This is a genomic window from Dehalococcoidia bacterium (genome assembly GCA_030648205.1).
Taxonomy (GTDB): Bacteria; Chloroflexota; Dehalococcoidia; order JAUSIH01; family JAUSIH01; genus JAUSIH01.
The window spans coordinates 1-15,150 of record JAUSIH010000078.1; the positions used below are offsets into that span (position 1 = coordinate 1).

General features: G+C 65.0%; 14 protein-coding genes and 2 tRNA genes. 5 read left to right on the top strand and 11 right to left on the bottom strand.

Annotated features, from left to right (window positions below; genetic code table 11):
* Window positions 1-284: 284 nt before the first annotated feature.
* Window positions 285-1,697 (bottom strand): amidase, encoded by a 1,413-nt coding sequence (locus tag Q7T26_09170; GenBank protein MDO8532317.1) that lies wholly within the window; start codon window positions 1,695-1,697, stop codon window positions 285-287.
* Window positions 1,698-1,700: 3 nt separating this feature from the next.
* Complete coding sequence (locus tag Q7T26_09175) at window positions 1,701-1,898, bottom strand: hypothetical protein (protein MDO8532318.1); 198 nt, start codon at window positions 1,896-1,898, stop codon at window positions 1,701-1,703.
* A gap of 184 nt (window positions 1,899-2,082) precedes the next feature.
* Between Q7T26_09175 and Q7T26_09180 the strand changes: the two genes are divergently transcribed.
* A complete protein-coding gene (locus Q7T26_09180) occupies window positions 2,083-2,526 on the top strand; it encodes a TraR/DksA C4-type zinc finger protein (GenBank protein MDO8532319.1) in 444 nt (147 codons plus the stop codon).
* A 9-nt stretch (window positions 2,527-2,535) separates the two neighbouring features.
* Here Q7T26_09180 and Q7T26_09185 read toward each other — a convergent pair whose 3' ends face one another.
* On the bottom strand, window positions 2,536-2,697 hold the full coding sequence (locus tag Q7T26_09185; GenBank protein MDO8532320.1) for a hypothetical protein: 162 nt from the start codon (window positions 2,695-2,697) through the stop codon (window positions 2,536-2,538).
* Between the two features lie 69 nt (window positions 2,698-2,766).
* On the opposite strand from Q7T26_09185, the gene Q7T26_09190 reads away from it, so the two are divergent.
* Together Q7T26_09190 and Q7T26_09195 are read left to right on the top strand one after the other, a co-directional pair.
* Window positions 2,767-3,222: a universal stress protein gene (locus tag Q7T26_09190; GenBank protein MDO8532321.1), complete on the top strand. Its 456-nt coding sequence runs from the start codon at window positions 2,767-2,769 to the stop codon at window positions 3,220-3,222.
* A gap of 143 nt (window positions 3,223-3,365) precedes the next feature.
* Entirely contained in the window at window positions 3,366-4,244 is an 879-nt protein-coding gene (locus Q7T26_09195) for an NAD(+)/NADH kinase (GenBank protein ID MDO8532322.1), read from the top strand.
* Between the two features lie 120 nt (window positions 4,245-4,364).
* Here the strand turns inward: Q7T26_09195 and topA are convergent, their stop codons facing one another.
* From topA to Q7T26_09235, 8 genes are all read right to left on the bottom strand, one after another.
* On the bottom strand, window positions 4,365-6,656 hold the full coding sequence (gene topA / locus Q7T26_09200; protein MDO8532323.1) for a type I DNA topoisomerase: 2,292 nt from the start codon (window positions 6,654-6,656) through the stop codon (window positions 4,365-4,367).
* A gap of 35 nt (window positions 6,657-6,691) precedes the next feature.
* Window positions 6,692-7,816, bottom strand: coding sequence for a DNA-processing protein DprA (gene dprA, locus Q7T26_09205; GenBank protein ID MDO8532324.1), 1,125 nt, complete (start codon window positions 7,814-7,816; stop codon window positions 6,692-6,694).
* Window positions 7,817-7,947: 131 nt separating this feature from the next.
* Window positions 7,948-8,037: transfer RNA gene (locus Q7T26_09210), tRNA-Ser, on the bottom strand.
* A 3-nt stretch (window positions 8,038-8,040) separates the two neighbouring features.
* Window positions 8,041-8,128 (bottom strand) — tRNA-Ser (locus tag Q7T26_09215).
* Between the two features lie 294 nt (window positions 8,129-8,422).
* A complete protein-coding gene (locus tag Q7T26_09220; GenBank protein ID MDO8532325.1) occupies window positions 8,423-9,658 on the bottom strand; it encodes a CaiB/BaiF CoA-transferase family protein in 1,236 nt (411 codons plus the stop codon).
* Between the two features lie 341 nt (window positions 9,659-9,999).
* On the bottom strand, window positions 10,000-11,010 hold the full coding sequence (locus Q7T26_09225; protein MDO8532326.1) for an LLM class flavin-dependent oxidoreductase: 1,011 nt from the start codon (window positions 11,008-11,010) through the stop codon (window positions 10,000-10,002).
* Window positions 11,011-11,015: 5 nt separating this feature from the next.
* Window positions 11,016-11,756 (bottom strand): enoyl-CoA hydratase/isomerase family protein, encoded by a 741-nt coding sequence (locus Q7T26_09230; GenBank protein MDO8532327.1) that lies wholly within the window; start codon window positions 11,754-11,756, stop codon window positions 11,016-11,018.
* 99 nt (window positions 11,757-11,855) lie between these two features.
* The gene (locus Q7T26_09235) at window positions 11,856-12,284 is read right to left on the bottom strand and encodes an OsmC family protein (protein MDO8532328.1); all 429 of its coding nucleotides are present in this window, start codon (window positions 12,282-12,284) and stop codon (window positions 11,856-11,858) included.
* Window positions 12,285-12,443: 159 nt separating this feature from the next.
* On the opposite strand from Q7T26_09235, the gene Q7T26_09240 reads away from it, so the two are divergent.
* Both Q7T26_09240 and Q7T26_09245 read left to right on the top strand, forming a co-directional pair.
* On the top strand, window positions 12,444-14,222 hold the full coding sequence (locus Q7T26_09240) for a CoA-transferase (GenBank protein ID MDO8532329.1): 1,779 nt from the start codon (window positions 12,444-12,446) through the stop codon (window positions 14,220-14,222).
* Window positions 14,223-14,264: 42 nt separating this feature from the next.
* Window positions 14,265-15,077: an alpha/beta hydrolase gene (locus Q7T26_09245; GenBank protein MDO8532330.1), complete on the top strand. Its 813-nt coding sequence runs from the start codon at window positions 14,265-14,267 to the stop codon at window positions 15,075-15,077.
* Window positions 15,078-15,150: the final 73 nt, after the last annotated feature.

Here is a 15,150-nt window from a genome sequence, read left to right on the forward strand (position 1 = left end):
GGTGCGGGCGCGGCGGGCGCCGCGGGCGCAGGGGCGGCCGGCGCGGGCGCTGCCACGGGAGCGCATGCGGCGGCGAGAAGGCCGGCTATGACAAGCACGCCCAGATGACGTGACAGTTGCCTGGAAGAGAGCATGGGGGTCTCCTTTCACCCGGTGTGGTTATCCGTATGGAGGTGGATCTAAGGTGGGTTTATGATGCACGTTTGCGTCGCAAAAGTCAACGGGGGAGAAGGCGAGTCCGTCGCCAGGCTGGCGGCGACGCGCCCAAGCGAGCAAACGTGGCGTCACGCGGGCGGGCGCCGCTCACGCCACGCAGTCGCCTGCTCATAAGCATGCGCCACGCGCAGGACAGTCGCCTCGTCGAACGCCTTGGCGATAAGCTGCAGCCCGACTGGAAGCCCCGAGGGCGTAAAGCCGGAGAGTGTGCTGACAGCGGGCAGGCCGACAAGGTTGACCGGCCGGGTGAAGTGGGTCAGGATGTCCGTGACGCTCTCCTGTCGCTCCCCGATGTTCACCGTCTCCTCGCCGATGCGTGGCGCCGCGGTCGGACACGTCGGCGTCGCGATGATGTCCACCTGCGCCAGCGCCGCTTGGAAATCGTCCTGCAGCAGTCCGCGGATGCGCTGTGCCCGCAGGTACTGGGAGGCGGGCAGCAACATCCCTGCCTCCAGCCGGGCGCGGACGTCCGGCCCGTACTCGTCCGCGCGAGACTTCAGGTGGCGCTCGTGGATGGAGAAGGCCTCTGGCAGGACGATGGAGGAGAAGAGCGCTCTGGCCAGCCGGAGGCGGGGCAGGATAACGTCGGTGACCGACGCGCCCAGTCCTGTGAGGATGTCCAGGGCGGAGTTGAAAGAGGTCAGGACCTCCGGCGCGACGTCTCCCAGCACGAAGTGCCAGGGCACGCCGATACGCAGGCCGCGCACGTCGGCACGAAGGGCGGAGGCGTAGTCGGGCACGGGCATGTCGCTGGATGTGTCGTCCCGCGGGTCGCGTCCGGCGATGGCCTGGAGGACGAGCGCCGCGTCCAGCGCGCTCCGGGCCATGGGGCCGACATGGTCCACGGACCATGCGAGGGGCAGGACGCCGTGGCGGCTGACGCGCCCGTAGGTCGGCTTGAGACCCACCACGCCGCAGAGCGCCGCGGGAATGCGCACCGAGCCGCCGGTGTCCGACCCCAGAGAGAAGGCACACAGGCCCGCGGCCAGGGCGGCGCCGGAGCCGCCGCTGGAGCCGCCGGTAATGCGCTCGGTGTCCCACGGGTTGTGCGTCGTTCCGTAGTGAGGATTGACGTTGGTGACGCCGAAGGCGAACTCGTGCATGCCAAGCTTGCCCAGCAGCACAGCGCCCGCCTCCCGCAGACGGGAGACGACGGTGGCGTCTCTGTCAGGCACGAACTGCGCTAGGACCCGGGAGCCAGCGGTTGTGCGTACGCCCGCAGTCTGGAAGAGGTCTTTGAGGGCGAAGGGGACGCCGTGCAACGGGCCTTTGTAGTGGCCCGCGCGTATCTCCGCCTCCGCCGTCCGGGCGGCCGAGAGGGCCTCGCGCTCCATCACCAGCAGGTAGGCGTTCAGACGCGAGTCCACCTGCGCGATGCGGTCGAGCGCGGCGCGGGTGACCTCCACGGGCGAGACCTGGCGCTCGCGCAGCAGCTCGGAGAGGCGCGCGACGCTCAGGAATGCAAGGTCGGAGACGGCCACTGCCTAACCCTCCGGACGGAACCGCACGGCAGGCTCCGCGTCGCCGGGGTCCACGCCGTCGAGTTCGCGAATGTCCTGCATCAGCCGCTCGTAGCGGTGGGCGAGACGTTCGCAGCGGGCGGCGTCCAGAGGTATGCCCGCCGCCGCGGCTATCTGGCGGATGGCCTCGGCGGAAAGAGAAGGCAGGTTCGACGTGTTCATACACTGCTCCTGCGCGAGGATGGGCATCGGCAGCCTGGGCTATTATAGCAAGCCCCCGCGGTGCGCCCGCTGCCGGAGCGTGCCTGGATGGGTAGGGGAGTTGACCAAACGCCGTGATTCCTATACCCTATGCGGCATCAGACGCGGGCAGGCGTCGGGCAGTATCGTCGCAGAAGGAGAGCCGATGGCGGCCGTGAAACGGGAGCCACCCAAGAAGGCGGCAAGCGCCGGTCCAACCATCGTCCCCCTCAAGGTGCTGGCGAATCTGCGGAAGGCGATGCAGGAGGAGCGGGGCAGGCTGCGCCGTCAGGAGGCCGGGTTGGAGCAGGAAATCAAGGAGCTCCATGAGAGCGGGGCAGAGGAGAACGGTTTCGGCAGCCATCCGGCTGATGTGAGCGGCGATACGTATATGGAGGAGACCGAGGTGTCTCTTCTGGCGAACACACAGCGTACGCTTGGCCTGATCGAGCAAGCCCTCGAACGCATGGGGCGCGGGACCTACGGCCTATGCGTTGACTGTGGAGCAGCTATCCCGCTGGAGCGTCTGCAGGCCCGCCCGTACGCGGCCCGCTGCGTGTCCTGCCAGGCGACGTTCGACCGCAAGCAGCACGCCAAGACTGCCGGCTAGAGCCGCGCTTTAGCGCGACTCTCCGTGGGCGCCGTGGACGTCGCCGTACTCCGGGCAGAGGCGTCGCCCGTACCTCTTCAGCACATTGGCATGTTTGTCTCCCCGCAGCGTCGCCAGCGCACTACTTGCCCAGAGCAGCCGACAGTCGCCGCGTGAGATGTCCGTATTCACCCGTGTCTCTTTGAATGATATGATAGTGTGGTAAGCGAAACTGCCAGACAGCCGGGAAAGGGTGCGCCAATGTATAAAGCAATCCTCGTGCCCATGGACGGCTCTGCTACAGCAGAGGCGGCTTTGGACCATGCCGTAAAATTCGCCCAAGCTTTCCGGTCCACACTCGTTCTGTTCTATGTAGTGCCCACGTCCGGCGTTTCCTCTTCACCTCTGACGGTAGAGGAGAAGGCCCGCATCGCCGAGGTGGACCAGTACCTGAAGCAGTACAAGGAAAAGCTCACCAAGGCCGGTCTCAAAGACGTGAACTGGGCGGTGACCTCCGGCGACCCCGCGGAGGAGATCATTCGGTACGCTGATCGGTGCAGCGCTGATCTCGTCGTCATGGGCACACATGGACGCTCCGAGGCATTCCAGTGGCTGTTCGGCAGCGTCGCCTCCAAGGTGCTCCAGAGCCTTGGCATTCCCGTGGTCATTCTGCGGCCCAAGGCGGCGGTAAAGCCGCTTCCGTCCTCCAAAAAGTAGCTGCGGAGCGCTCTTTGCGCTGACCACCCACTGCGGGGCGCCAGCCGTCGGCGCTTCCCCTTTGTCTATTTGCCGACACGCCCTGTTTGCGCCGTGGTATGGGCGCTTGCTTTGGCGGGCGCGTTGGGCTAGACTTCGTACCTGTGAAGCAGGGACGAAAGATCGGCATTCTGTACCACCCCCATCGCCCGCGGGCCAAGACGCTGGCGGAGGAGCTTGCCCGGCGCGTCGGTACCGCCGAAGGGGATGCATGGCTGTGTCCTGTGGGGGGAGAAGACATCCCGCGCAGGCACATCGAAGAAACGCGCATCCTGATCGCCGTGGGCGGCGACGGGACCATCCTCCGGGCAGCCCACATCACCCTGCCCTATGGGATACCCATCGTGGGTGTGAACCTGGGGAACCTGGGCTTCCTGGCGGAGCTGCGGCCTGAGGAGGCGATGGAGCGCCTGCCAGGCCTGCTGGCTGGCGGCGGACGCGTCGAGGAGCGGACGATGCTCCGCGTTGAGCTCTCGCCGTCGGTGGACTCAGCGGCGACACGCCGCGCGGCCTACGTGGACGGCGCGTTCCATGCGCTGAACGATGTGGTGGTCGGCCGCGGCGCCATCCTGCGGGTCATCTACGTGGACGCGGAGATTGACGGCGCGCCCTTTGTGACGTACAAAGGGGACGGCGTCATGGTGGCGACGGCCACGGGAAGCACGGGCTACGCCTGGGCCACGGGCGGCCCGCTGCTGTACCCGCTCTCACACTCGCTTATTCTCAAACCCATCTCGCCGCACCTCTCGATGGACACCCCCGTCGTTCTGCCCTCGGCGACGGTGGTCCGCCTGCGGGTGCGCTCGGAGCACCAGGCGGTGCTGAGCATTGACGGACAGGTGGATGTTCCCCTCAAGGGGGACGAGGTCATCCAGGTCTCCGCCAGCCCGTATGTGACGCGCTTCCTGCGGAGCAATCCACCGGGCCATTTCTACACGGCCCTGCAACGGTGGATAGGCTGGAAGGGCCAGAACAACGAGTAGCGCCCTATCCCAGGGGTTGCGTGGGCGTCTTGTTGTTGCCCCCGATTTCCAGCCATACGCGTCGCGACCTGCGCATCCACTCGCTCCCGACGGGACGCGAGCGGATGCGCCTTGCAGCAACTAGCTCGCTGTCGTCACGGGCTCCGGCTCCGCCGCGGGAAGAGGCCCCTTGTAGTCGCACTTGGTGCAGCGCGCCGCCTTCTGGCCGCTTGGCGCCAGCAGGCCACCGCACGTGGGGCATGGCTGCGTGAGCGGGCGACGGCTGAGGGTGAAGTCGCACTTTGGGTAGTTGGAGCAGCCGTAGAAGACGTTTGAGCCTCCGCGCTTCGTCTTCTTGGCCCGCTTGGCGCGCCGCTCCAGGATGTCCCCGCCGCACTTGGGGCATTTGGCGCCCGTCTTGGCCTGGATGGGCCGGGCGTTCTTGCACTCCGGATAGCCGGAGCAGGAGAGGAAGCGTCCGTAGCGTCCCGCCTTGATGACCATCGGGCGGCTGCACTTCTCGCAGACCTCATCGGTAGGCTCCGGCGCGGCCACCGGGGCGGTCCCTTGGATGGGCCGGGCGTTCTTGCACTCCGGATAGCCGGAGCAGGAGAGGAAGCGTCCGTAGCGTCCCACCTTGACCATCATGGGCCGTTCGCACTTCTCGCACTTCTGGCCCTGCGCCTCGTCGGGGATATCCACATGGGCCTTCTTCAGGTCCTGCTCGAAAGGCCCGTAGAAGTCGTGCAGTACCGATGCCCACTTCCGCTTGCCGCGGGCGACGTCGTCAAGCTCGTCCTCCATCTGGGCAGTAAAGCCAAGGTCCACGATCTCCGGGAAGTTGGTGGTGAGCAGGTCGCTGACCATCAGGCCCAACTCCTGGGGATGCAGACGGCCCTCCAGCTTCTTGACGTACTCCCGTCCCGTGAGCGTAACGATGATGGGGGCATACGTGCTGGGCCGCCCGATGCCGTTCTCTTCCAGGGCCTTGATAAGAGTGGCCTCCGTGAAGCGTGGCGGCGGTTCGGTGAAGTGCTGTTCCGGCGTGATGCCCTTGCAGTCCAGAGGATCGTGGGCTTTCAGCTCGGGCAGGGGCTGCTTACCCTCGTCATCCTTCGCGTCATCGTCGCGGCTCTCCGTGTAGAGGGTCAGGAAGCCGGGGAAGCGCACCTTGGAGCCGGACGCCCGGAGCATGTAGTGGGCGCCTGAGCGGCCCGCCGCGTCAATGTCCACGGACGTCTGGTCTACGAGGGCGTTGGCCATCTGGCTCGCCACCATGCGCTTCCAGATGAGGTCGTACAGGGCGAGTTGCTCCCGCGTCAGGAAGTGGCGCAGCTTGGCGGGCTCCCGAAAGGCGCTGGTGGGGCGGATGGCCTCGTGGGCCTCTTGCGCCAGCTTGGACTTGGCGGTGTAAACGCGCGCGTGGGGCGGCAGGTAGTCCTGGCCGAACTTCTCGCGAATGTAGTGGCGCGTCTCCTCCTTGGCCGATGCGGCCACGTGCACGGAGTCCGTGCGCATGTAGGTGATGAGTCCCACCGGCCCTTCGCCGCCCATGGGCAGGCCCTCGTAGAGCTGCTGGGCCAGGGCCATCGTCCTCTGCGCGGAGTATCCCAGCCTGCGGGACGCCTCCTGCTGCAGGGTGCTCGTGGTGTACGGCGCCGCCGGCCGCCGCTGGATTTCCTTCTTGTGCACCTGCTTGACGGCAAAGGCGGCGCCTTCCATGTCCGCCTTCAGGAGGTCCGCCGTGCGCTGGTCTGGTATCTGGATGCGCTTCTCTTCTCCGGCGCGACTGTGCAGTTGGGCGGCGAAGCTCTGCTTCGCGGCGACGCCGTCGCGCTTGGCGAACAGCGCCTCGATGGTCCAGTATTCGACGCGGACGAACTTCTGTATCTCGCGCTCACGGTCCACGACCATGCGCAGCGCAGCCGACTGGACGCGGCCCGCGGAGAGTCCCTTCTTGATCTTGTGCCAGAGCAACGGGCTGAGCTTGTACCCGACCAGTCTGTCCAGCACACGCCGGGCCTGCTGGGCGTCCACCAGCCTTTTGTCAATGGCGCGCGGATGGCGGAAGGCTTCCTTGACCGCCTCCTCCGTGATCTCGTGGAACACCACGCGCTGGAGCGTCATCTTGCCGAGGCCCGCGGCTTCGACGATGTGCCACGAGATGGCCTCGCCCTCTCTGTCCGGGTCGGTGGCGAGGTACACGGTCGAGGCTGCGGTCGCCTCTTTCTTCAGGTCCTTGACGACCTCGCGCTTCTCCTTGACGACCTCGTAGCGGGGCGCGAAGTCGTCCTTGACGTCAACGCCGAGGCCGAACTTGGGAAGGTCCCGCACGTGGCCCTTGGACGCCCTGACCACATATTTGGGGCCCAGAAAACGGGCCAAAGTAATCGCCTTGGCGGGTGACTCCACAATGACCAGGTCTTTTGGCATACCTCTATTCCCCAGTGAAAACGTTCTTCAAAATGTCAGCGACCGGAAACGTTGTATTCGGCCCGTGCCTCGCGGGCGCGCACGTAGTTCATTCCGCCGAGCTGCTTGACCAGCCCCTTGATCTCCATCATAGCCAGGACGCTGGATACCGAGGCCGTCGGGCGCCGTGCCTGGCGCACGATGTCGTCAATGTGCGCGGGGCCTGCCCCCAGGATGCGCAGCAACTCCGCCTCGTCGTCGTTGGCGGGCAGAAGCTCGCGCATCTCCATCTGGACGGGGCGTGTCGAGGCTTGCAGGTTCAACTCCTCCAGGATGTCCTCCACGCTGGTGACGAGCTTGGCCCCATCCTGGATGAGCCGGTGCGGCCCCTTGCTAGAAGGGGTCAGCACGCTGCCGGGCACCGCGAAGACCTCTCTGTTTTGCTCCATGGCCAGGCTGGTCGTGATGAGCGCGCCGCTGCCCTCCGGCGCCTCCACCACCAGCACGCCGAGGCTGACGCCGCTCATGATGCGGTTCCGCCGGGGGAAGAACTCTGGGCGCGGCCTCGTACCCAGAGGATAGTCGCTGATGAGGGCGCCCTGTCCGGCGATCTGCTGGGCCAGGCCAAGGTGCTCGGCGGGATAGACCATGTCTAGTCCGCAGGCTTGTACGGCGATCGTCCTTCCTCCTGCTTCCAGCGCCGCGCGGTGGGCCACGTGGTCAATGCCCCGCGCCAGGCCGCTGACCACGGTGATGCCGTTGCGGGCCAGGTCGCCGGCCAGTCGCTCGGCTACCTCCCGGCCATAGGCCGTAGCGCGCCGCGTGCCCACCACCGAGATAGCCCATTCGTCGGCGGAGGTCAACTCGCCGCGGACGTAGAGGACAGGCGGCGGGTCGTAGATTTCTTTCAGGCGCGCCGGGTACGCCGCGTCATGCCAGGTGAGCGCCTTCACGTCCGAGCGGGCGAGGCGCTCCATCTCCGCGTCCGGCGATATGCCTGGCCGCACCGCGACGATTGCCTCCACGGAGCGTTCGTCCATGCCGCAGGCTCGCAGCTCCGCGGCGCTGGCCCGCCAAGCGTCCGCCAGGGAGCGGAAGCCGCCCTCCATCAGGACATAGCGCGCCCGCCCGATTCCGGGGATGCGGCTGAATGCGATCCAGTAGGGGAGGTCAGTGTTCATGGCTATGAAGGAATCATTCTAACACACCGAAGAAGAGGGTAACACCGCGCGTGCTCGGGGACAAGGCGGGCCGGGCGGCGGGTCGTCTGGTATATCTGAAGCAAAGAGTGACACTAGTAAAAGGAAGGGGGTGGCGGAGACGGTGGGATTCGAACCCACGAGGGGCTTGCGCCCCTACGCGCTTTCCAGGCGCGCCTGTTAGGCCACTCCAGCACGTCTCCGAGTGGCGGAGAGGGTGGGATTTGAACCCACGGTGCCTTGCGGCACACCGCTTTTCGAGAGCGGCGCCTTAAACCACTCGGCCACCTCTCCAAACCGAATGGTAATTATATCACAGAGCTATTTACCTGTGGGAGCACATGCATGATGGTTGGACAGTCCTCACGATTTCGTGTCATGCGCGTGTCTTCATGCAGCATTTTCGAACGAAATTCAATGTTTTGTTGCTTGACATCGGAGCGGTGTCGTGGTATCTTGTGCATAACCCAGGTAATTGAATAGCGTAAACCCATCAGGCACCAGAAAACCAAAGGCTAAGTAGCAGCAAGGCGTAAGCCAGCGAAAGGTTCCCAGGATTTCACCGGATTGATGGGGTAAAGCTAAAGGTTACCTGGGTTTCCTTTTGCGCGCGCTTCCCTTCCCCTGGCCCAGCGGCGGCGCCACTTTCACTACACCCTTCGTCACAAACGACCGCACCTCGTCCGCCGAGTAGCCCAGCTCCGCGAGTATCGCCTCCGTCTGCTCTCCCAGCCTCGGCGCAAAGCTGCGAAAGCTCGCGGGCGTGTCCGAAAGCTTTACGGGGAAACCGACCTGGCGCACCTTGCCCATGCGGGGGTGCTGAAGCTCCTGGACCATCTTCCTGTGCTGGATCTGGGGATCGTCCGCCACCTCGTGGATTTCCAGCAGGGGTGATGCGCACGTGTCCGCCGTGCGGAGCAGCTCAAACCACTGGTCGCGCGTCCTGGTCTTGATGATCTCCCGGATCTCCGCGTACATCTTGCGCCGGAGCGTCATATCCGCCGGCCGCAGCGTGAGCGGCGCGAAGTCGGGCCGTCCGATGGCCCGGCAGAGGTTTTCCCAGAAGTGCTTCTCCGAGGGCATGAGGACAAGGTATTTGTGGTCATTTGTTTCAAGGATGATAAGGTTGTCCTGCGGACGTTGGAATGTCCTGCCGCTCCGGAGGTGGGAGGACAGGAACATGGTGATAAAGTGGACCGCGGTGTCCATCATGGAAACGTCCACGTACTGGCCGCGCCCCGTCTTGTGCCGCGCCTCCAACGCCGTCAGGACGCCGATGACCACGAAGAGGCCGCTCGCCATGTCAATGGTCGGTACGCCAACCCAGATGGGCGTGCCTTCTTTATCGTGCGGCAGGCTCAACATGCCGGCCAGGCCCTGGTAGTTGGGGTCGTGGCCGGGTATGTCCCGGTACGGCCCGTTCTGGCCGTAGCCGGAGAGAGAACAGTAGACCAGGCGAGGGTTGATCTTCGCAAGGGTGTCGTAGTCAATACCCAGGCGCTTCGTCACCCCCGGCCTATACCCCTCTATCAGGACGTCCGCGGTGCGGACAAGTCGGCAGAAGACGGCCTTGCCCTCATCATGCTTCAGGTTGAGGGCGATGCTTTTCTTGTTGCGACCCAGGGGATTGTACGCGGAGTGCTGGTCCTCGCGCTCCGGCGAGAGGCCGGGCGGCGTGAGGATGTCCCGTCCCACCCCGGCCCGATCTTCCATCTCCTCTACTTTGATGACGTCGGCGCCCAGGTCCGCGAGGAGCATGGAGCCAGACGGCCCGGGGAGAAGCCGGGACAGGTCAATGATGCGAATCCCTTCTAGCGCAAGCATCAGCTACCTCCTGGATAAGTGCATCGGAGCGGAGCGGGAGCGTTTCCGCCCGCGTACTCCGGCGGTGCGCCAAAGTCGAAGTGAGCGACGGGAGGGAAGGAAGCGGCTATGAGACCTATGTGGTGAGGCGCCATGCCCTGGTGGTGGATGGTGTTCGGCTGGCTCCTGACGCTCCTCTGCTGGGGCGGCGTCATCGCCCTCGTCGTCTGGGCGGTCCTGCGCGCCGCCCACCGCCGGGGACACGGGGCCGACGCCCCAGGACGTCCTGAAGACGAGGTGCGGCCAAGGCGAGATCACGAAAGAGGAATTCGACCAGCGCAAGGCCGACCTTCAGTAGTCTCCTATCCCTTTCCATTCACGTGCGGGATGAGCCGCTGGCCGATGAGGCGCAGCGTCTCCAGCGCCTCCTCCTGTTTGAGGTTGGGGCGCGCGATGCTCAGTATGATGTGGTTCACACCGAACTCCTCGATGAAGCGGTTTAGCTTCTCCGCGCACTCCTCCGGTGAGCCAATCAAGGCCCGGTCCATCTCCTCCTCGAATGACCGGTGGATGCGGACGGTGGTCTTCTCCTCCAGGCCCCACGGCCGGTAGAGGGCGAAGGTGTCTTTCATGTAGCCCTGGGCTATCTGGACCGCCGTCTGTCTGTCCTTTGCAATGCAGGAATAGCGGAGGAGGGGCACATCCTTGGGGACAGGATGCCCCGCCTTGTCCAGCGCCTCCCGGTAGACCGTCCAGAGTCGTTTCACGTCGTTGAAGTCCGCCTGGGGCGGGATATACCACGCAAGTCCCAGCTCGCCGGCGCGCCGCACGGCGGGCTCGCTCTGGGCCGCAATCCAGATGGGCGGGTGCGGCTTTTGCAGGGGCGTCATGCTGATGCGGCCCCTGGTCACCCTGAAGTGCTTGCCGTGGTAAGTGACCTCCTCGCCGGTCCAGAGTTGGCGCATGACCTCGAGGGACTCCACCAGGCGCCCTGTGCGGTCGGCCCGGCGTGCGCCCGCCGCCTCGAAGAGTTGCTCCCTGTAGCCCAGGCCCACGCCGAAGATGAAGCGGCCCTTGGACATGACGTCCAGGGTGGCGACCTGCTCCGCCATGTCCACTGGATTGTAGAGTGGCAACTGCACGATGCCCGAGATGAGGTTCATGGGGGCGGTGTCCGCAGCCAGCCGGGAGAGGACGAGCATGGGCTGGAACCACTTCACGGGATGCGCTAGCCAGTGGTGCGGCGCGGCCACGCTGTTGAAGCCGGCCTGCCGGCCCACGCGGGCCATCTCCGCCCAGTTGTCGATTTGCTGCTCCACAGGATAGAGGGGATTGGCTACCCCCACGCCAAAGCCGAACTGTACGTTTGGCATCCGACTTATTCCTTGGGTGCGAGAAGCAGCTCTGGCGTGATAGCTGTTCCCTCGGCTACGCGCAGGCCCGCCGCCGCGTGGACGATGGCCTTCGCCTGGGCCAGGGCCAGCCACTTCTTGGACAGGAGCTTCTGGGCAAGTGCGGCGGTCGCGGTCATGAGCTGGTCTTTGGGCACCACCTGGTGCACGAGGCCGATGGCTTGAAGCTGCCGGGCCGTGTAGTGGTTACAGGTCATAATCATTTCCTTTGCCAGGGACGGCCCGACGAGCTTTGTGAGACGTGACGCGGCAGGGGCTCCCAGCGGTACGCCCAGGTCCACCTCCGGGACCCAGAACTGCGCTTCCTCTGCGGCGATACGGAAGTCGCACGAGTTGGCGATGGTCCAGCCGCCGCCCACGGCGAAGCCATTGACGGCGGCGATGACGATTTGCTCCAAGCTCTCCAGCGTGTCGTAAATGCCGGCGGTGAAGCGGGCGTTGAATTTGCCCTGGGCCTTAAACCGCCTGAGGCGCTCCTCGGGATCGGTGACGCCCTTGAAGATGGAGAGGTCCGCGCCCGCGCAGAAGGCTGCGCCCGTCCCCGTCAGGATGACTACGTGGACGTCGGCGTTGTCCTTGAAACTTGTGAGAATGTCCAGCAGTTCACCGGAGGATTCCGCGTTCAAGGGGTTGCGCTTCTCGGGGCGGTTGAACGTGACTGTCGCCAGGTGCCCCTTTTTCTCAAAGAGGAAATGTTTGTAAGGCATGGTGCTCCTTTCTCCGTAACGAATGCGGCGCGTATTATAACAGAGGCCGGAGTGACCTACCAGCCTTGCTCTGTCCGCGGATACGGCAGCGCAGTGGATCTAGGGTAACGCCTCGAGGGAGTCCACGACCTTGGGCCTGTGCGTGAGCGTCTTATGCACGGGGCACCGCGTGGCGATGGAGAGGAGCCTGTCCCGCTGCTCCTGGCTCAACTGGCCTTTGACCTGGATCTCCCGCGTGATGAGGTCCACGCGGCCCGACTCGTCCGCCTCGCAGTCGCGGCAGTCCTGAGCGTGGATCCGCTGGTGGCTCAGAGTGACGCGCACCTCCTCCAGCGGCCAGCCCTTCCTGCGCGCGTACATCAGGAGCGTCGTGGCCGTGCATGACCCCAGAGCGGACAGGAGCAACTCGTAGGGGCCGGGGCCCATGTCGTCGCCCTCCGGCGCGGGCTCGTCGCTGACCCAGGCGTGCGGCGCCGCACGCACCAGGATTTGGTACTTAGCCAGGCTGGTGACAGATACCGTGGCCATGCCGTTCCTCCTGCAAGACTGGGGATACTCGCCGTTTTGATTATGGGAGAGATACCGACTCATGGCAAGAGTGTGGCCGGGGTGCGGCTTTGCACCGGTTGACGGAGGAGTGTGTCCCTGCCACAATAGGACGGATTTTGCCGGAAGGAGCGATCTTCGGTGGGCAAGTACGACAGCTATACGAAGGGCCTGTTCGCCATCCCCGAGTACGAGGGAGAGAGCAAGGTCATAACTCTTGGAGAGGCGATACGCCGGAATGTGAAGCCCGGGATGACCGTACACATGGCCCAGGATGCCCGGGCCGCCGTCTGCGAGATCATCCGCCAGTTTTACGGCACGAAGCCCGGCCTCACGTTCGTCGTCAGCATCATGGGGCAGCATGCCCTGAACGTGGTCCACGCCGGCCTGGTCAGGAAGCTCATCACGTCCAACGCTTCCGACCTGTTTCCCGCGCCCGGCCCCAGCGCCATCATCCAGCGCGTCTTCAAAGAGAAGACCGTTGAGATAGAGAGCTGGTCGCTGCTGAGCCTGCTTCAGCGGTTCATCGCGGGGGCGCTGGACGTCCCGTTCATGCCCACCAAGTCGCTGATTGGCAGCAGCATGGCGGAGCACAACAAGGATGCCTATTCCACGGTGGATGACCCGTTCGGGTCAGGCAGGCGCGTGGGCGTGGTCAAGGCGCTCCAGCCGGACGTCTCCATCGTCCACGGGTGGGCCGCCGACCCCTATGGCAACACCATCACCCTGCCCGTGGACGGCGACGGCGTCTGGGGCGCGAAAGCCTCCAAGAACCCCGTGATCGTGACTGTGGAGCGCATTGTCTCCACGGACTTCATCCGCGAGCACGCTCCTCTGGTGAAGATCCCCGGCCACATGGTGGGCGCGGTGTGCCATGTCCCCTTCGGGGCGCATCCCGGTGGCGTTCTGAACCGGCTGCTGCCCGCCGAGTTCCAGGCGTACACGCAGGACAGGGAGTTCACTATTGCCCACCGCAACGCGAGCCAGAAGCCGGAGACACTGGACGCATGGCTCAAGGAGTGGGTACTGGACGTCAAAGACCATGAGGGCTATCTGAAAAAGCTTGGCTCCGACAAGCTCCTGTGGCTGCGAGGGCGTGCCCAGGCCGACTCGTGGGAGGTGGAGCTGCGCTCCCTGGCCGACAACATCTCCACGTCTCCCGACTACAATGCCGCGGAGTTGATGGTAGTTGTGGCGGCGCGCCAGCTCGTTGAGCGGATGCCCCAGCGCGGCCACCGGGTTGTGCTGACGGGCATCGGCACGGGCGGTCTGGCCGCCTTCTTGGCGTACTACTGGCTGCGTGAGAAAAACTACACCATCGCGCTCACCATTGGTTCCGGGTATTTTGGCTACGCGCCACGGCCGGGCAGTCCCACCCAGTCTGATTTCGCCAACTCCTACACCGCGCAGATGCTGTCCGATGCGCTGGACGTGTACGGCGTGGTGGTGGCGGGGCCGAAGAACGCGAGCATCGGCATCCTGGGCGCGGGACAAATCGACAAGCACGGCAACATCAACTCCACGCGCCTCTCCGCCGATGTGTACTTGACGGGCGCCGGCGGCGGCAACGATGCCGCGAGCACGGCGCGGGAATGCATGGCGGTGGTGCCCCAGTCCAAGCGCCGGTTCATGGAGCAGGTGCCCTATATCAGCATGCCCGGACGCAGGGTGACAGTCCTGGTCTCCAACCGGGGTGTTTTCCAGAAGCTGGGCGACAGTCAGGAGCTTGTGTTGACCCACTGCCTGCCGGACCCGGCAACGCCATCGCTGGAGAAGCGCGTTGAGGCCATCAAGGCCAACTGCGGATGGGATCTGAAGGTGGCGCCTGAGGTGCAAGATGTGCCGCCGCCGACCCTGGACGAGTTGACGGCGGTGCGCCTGCTGGACCCGCGCAAGGAGTTCATCGGAACGCGGGAGTAGCGCCAGGGCCATTGGAAGAGCGATATGTGAAGGAGGTGTGCCGTGCCGGACATCAGAATTGACTCAACGCTGGACATGCACTACGAGGTGGACGATTTCACCGACCCCTGGACAGACCCTCCGATAGCGGTCATGCACCACGGCATCGCGAAGAGCAGCCGTTTCTGGTACGCATGGGTGCCCTATCTGGCGCGACACTTCCGCGTGTACCGCGTGGACGCCCGCGGATTTGGCCAGTCCAGCGTCCCTCCGCCAGATTTTCAATACTCCGTGGATAGCCTCGGCAAGGACTTGCTTGCCTTCATGGACAAGCTCAATCTGCGGAAGGTGCATCTGCTTGGCGAGACGTTTGGCGGAACGGTGACCCTGAAGTTCGCCCACGACCATCCGGAGAGGCTCCACAGCCTGGTGTTCTGCGCCGCGCCGCACACCTTCGCCGGCCTGAAGCAGCGTCTGCCTCAGGAGGTGCGTACGCTGCGCGAGCACGGGGTCGCCACGTGGGCGCGGGAGACGATGTACGGGCGGTTCGACCGCAGCCAGGTTCCCGCAGGACTCATTGACTGGTATCAGGAGCAGATGTCAAAGGCCAACCCCCGCAGCGTCATGGGAGTGGTGAGCCAGCTCGCGGACGTGGACCTGACGCCTCTCCTGCCGCGCGTGCCCATGCCCGTGCTCATCATCGGCGGGGAGAAGAGCATCATGACGCCCCCGGCGTGGCTTGAAGAGATGAGACGAGCTCTCCCCCACGCCGAGCTGATCATTATTCCGGGCGCGCAGCACCACGTCCAGGCGGCTTTCCCCGACAGGTGCGCGCAGGAAGCGGTCAAGTTTATGCTCAAGGCGGGATCGGCGTAGGAGCGCGAAGGAGGCGGTGTCTTGGCGATCCCAGGGCGGGTGCGGTAGGCGACTCTCACTCTGGCCAGGCGGG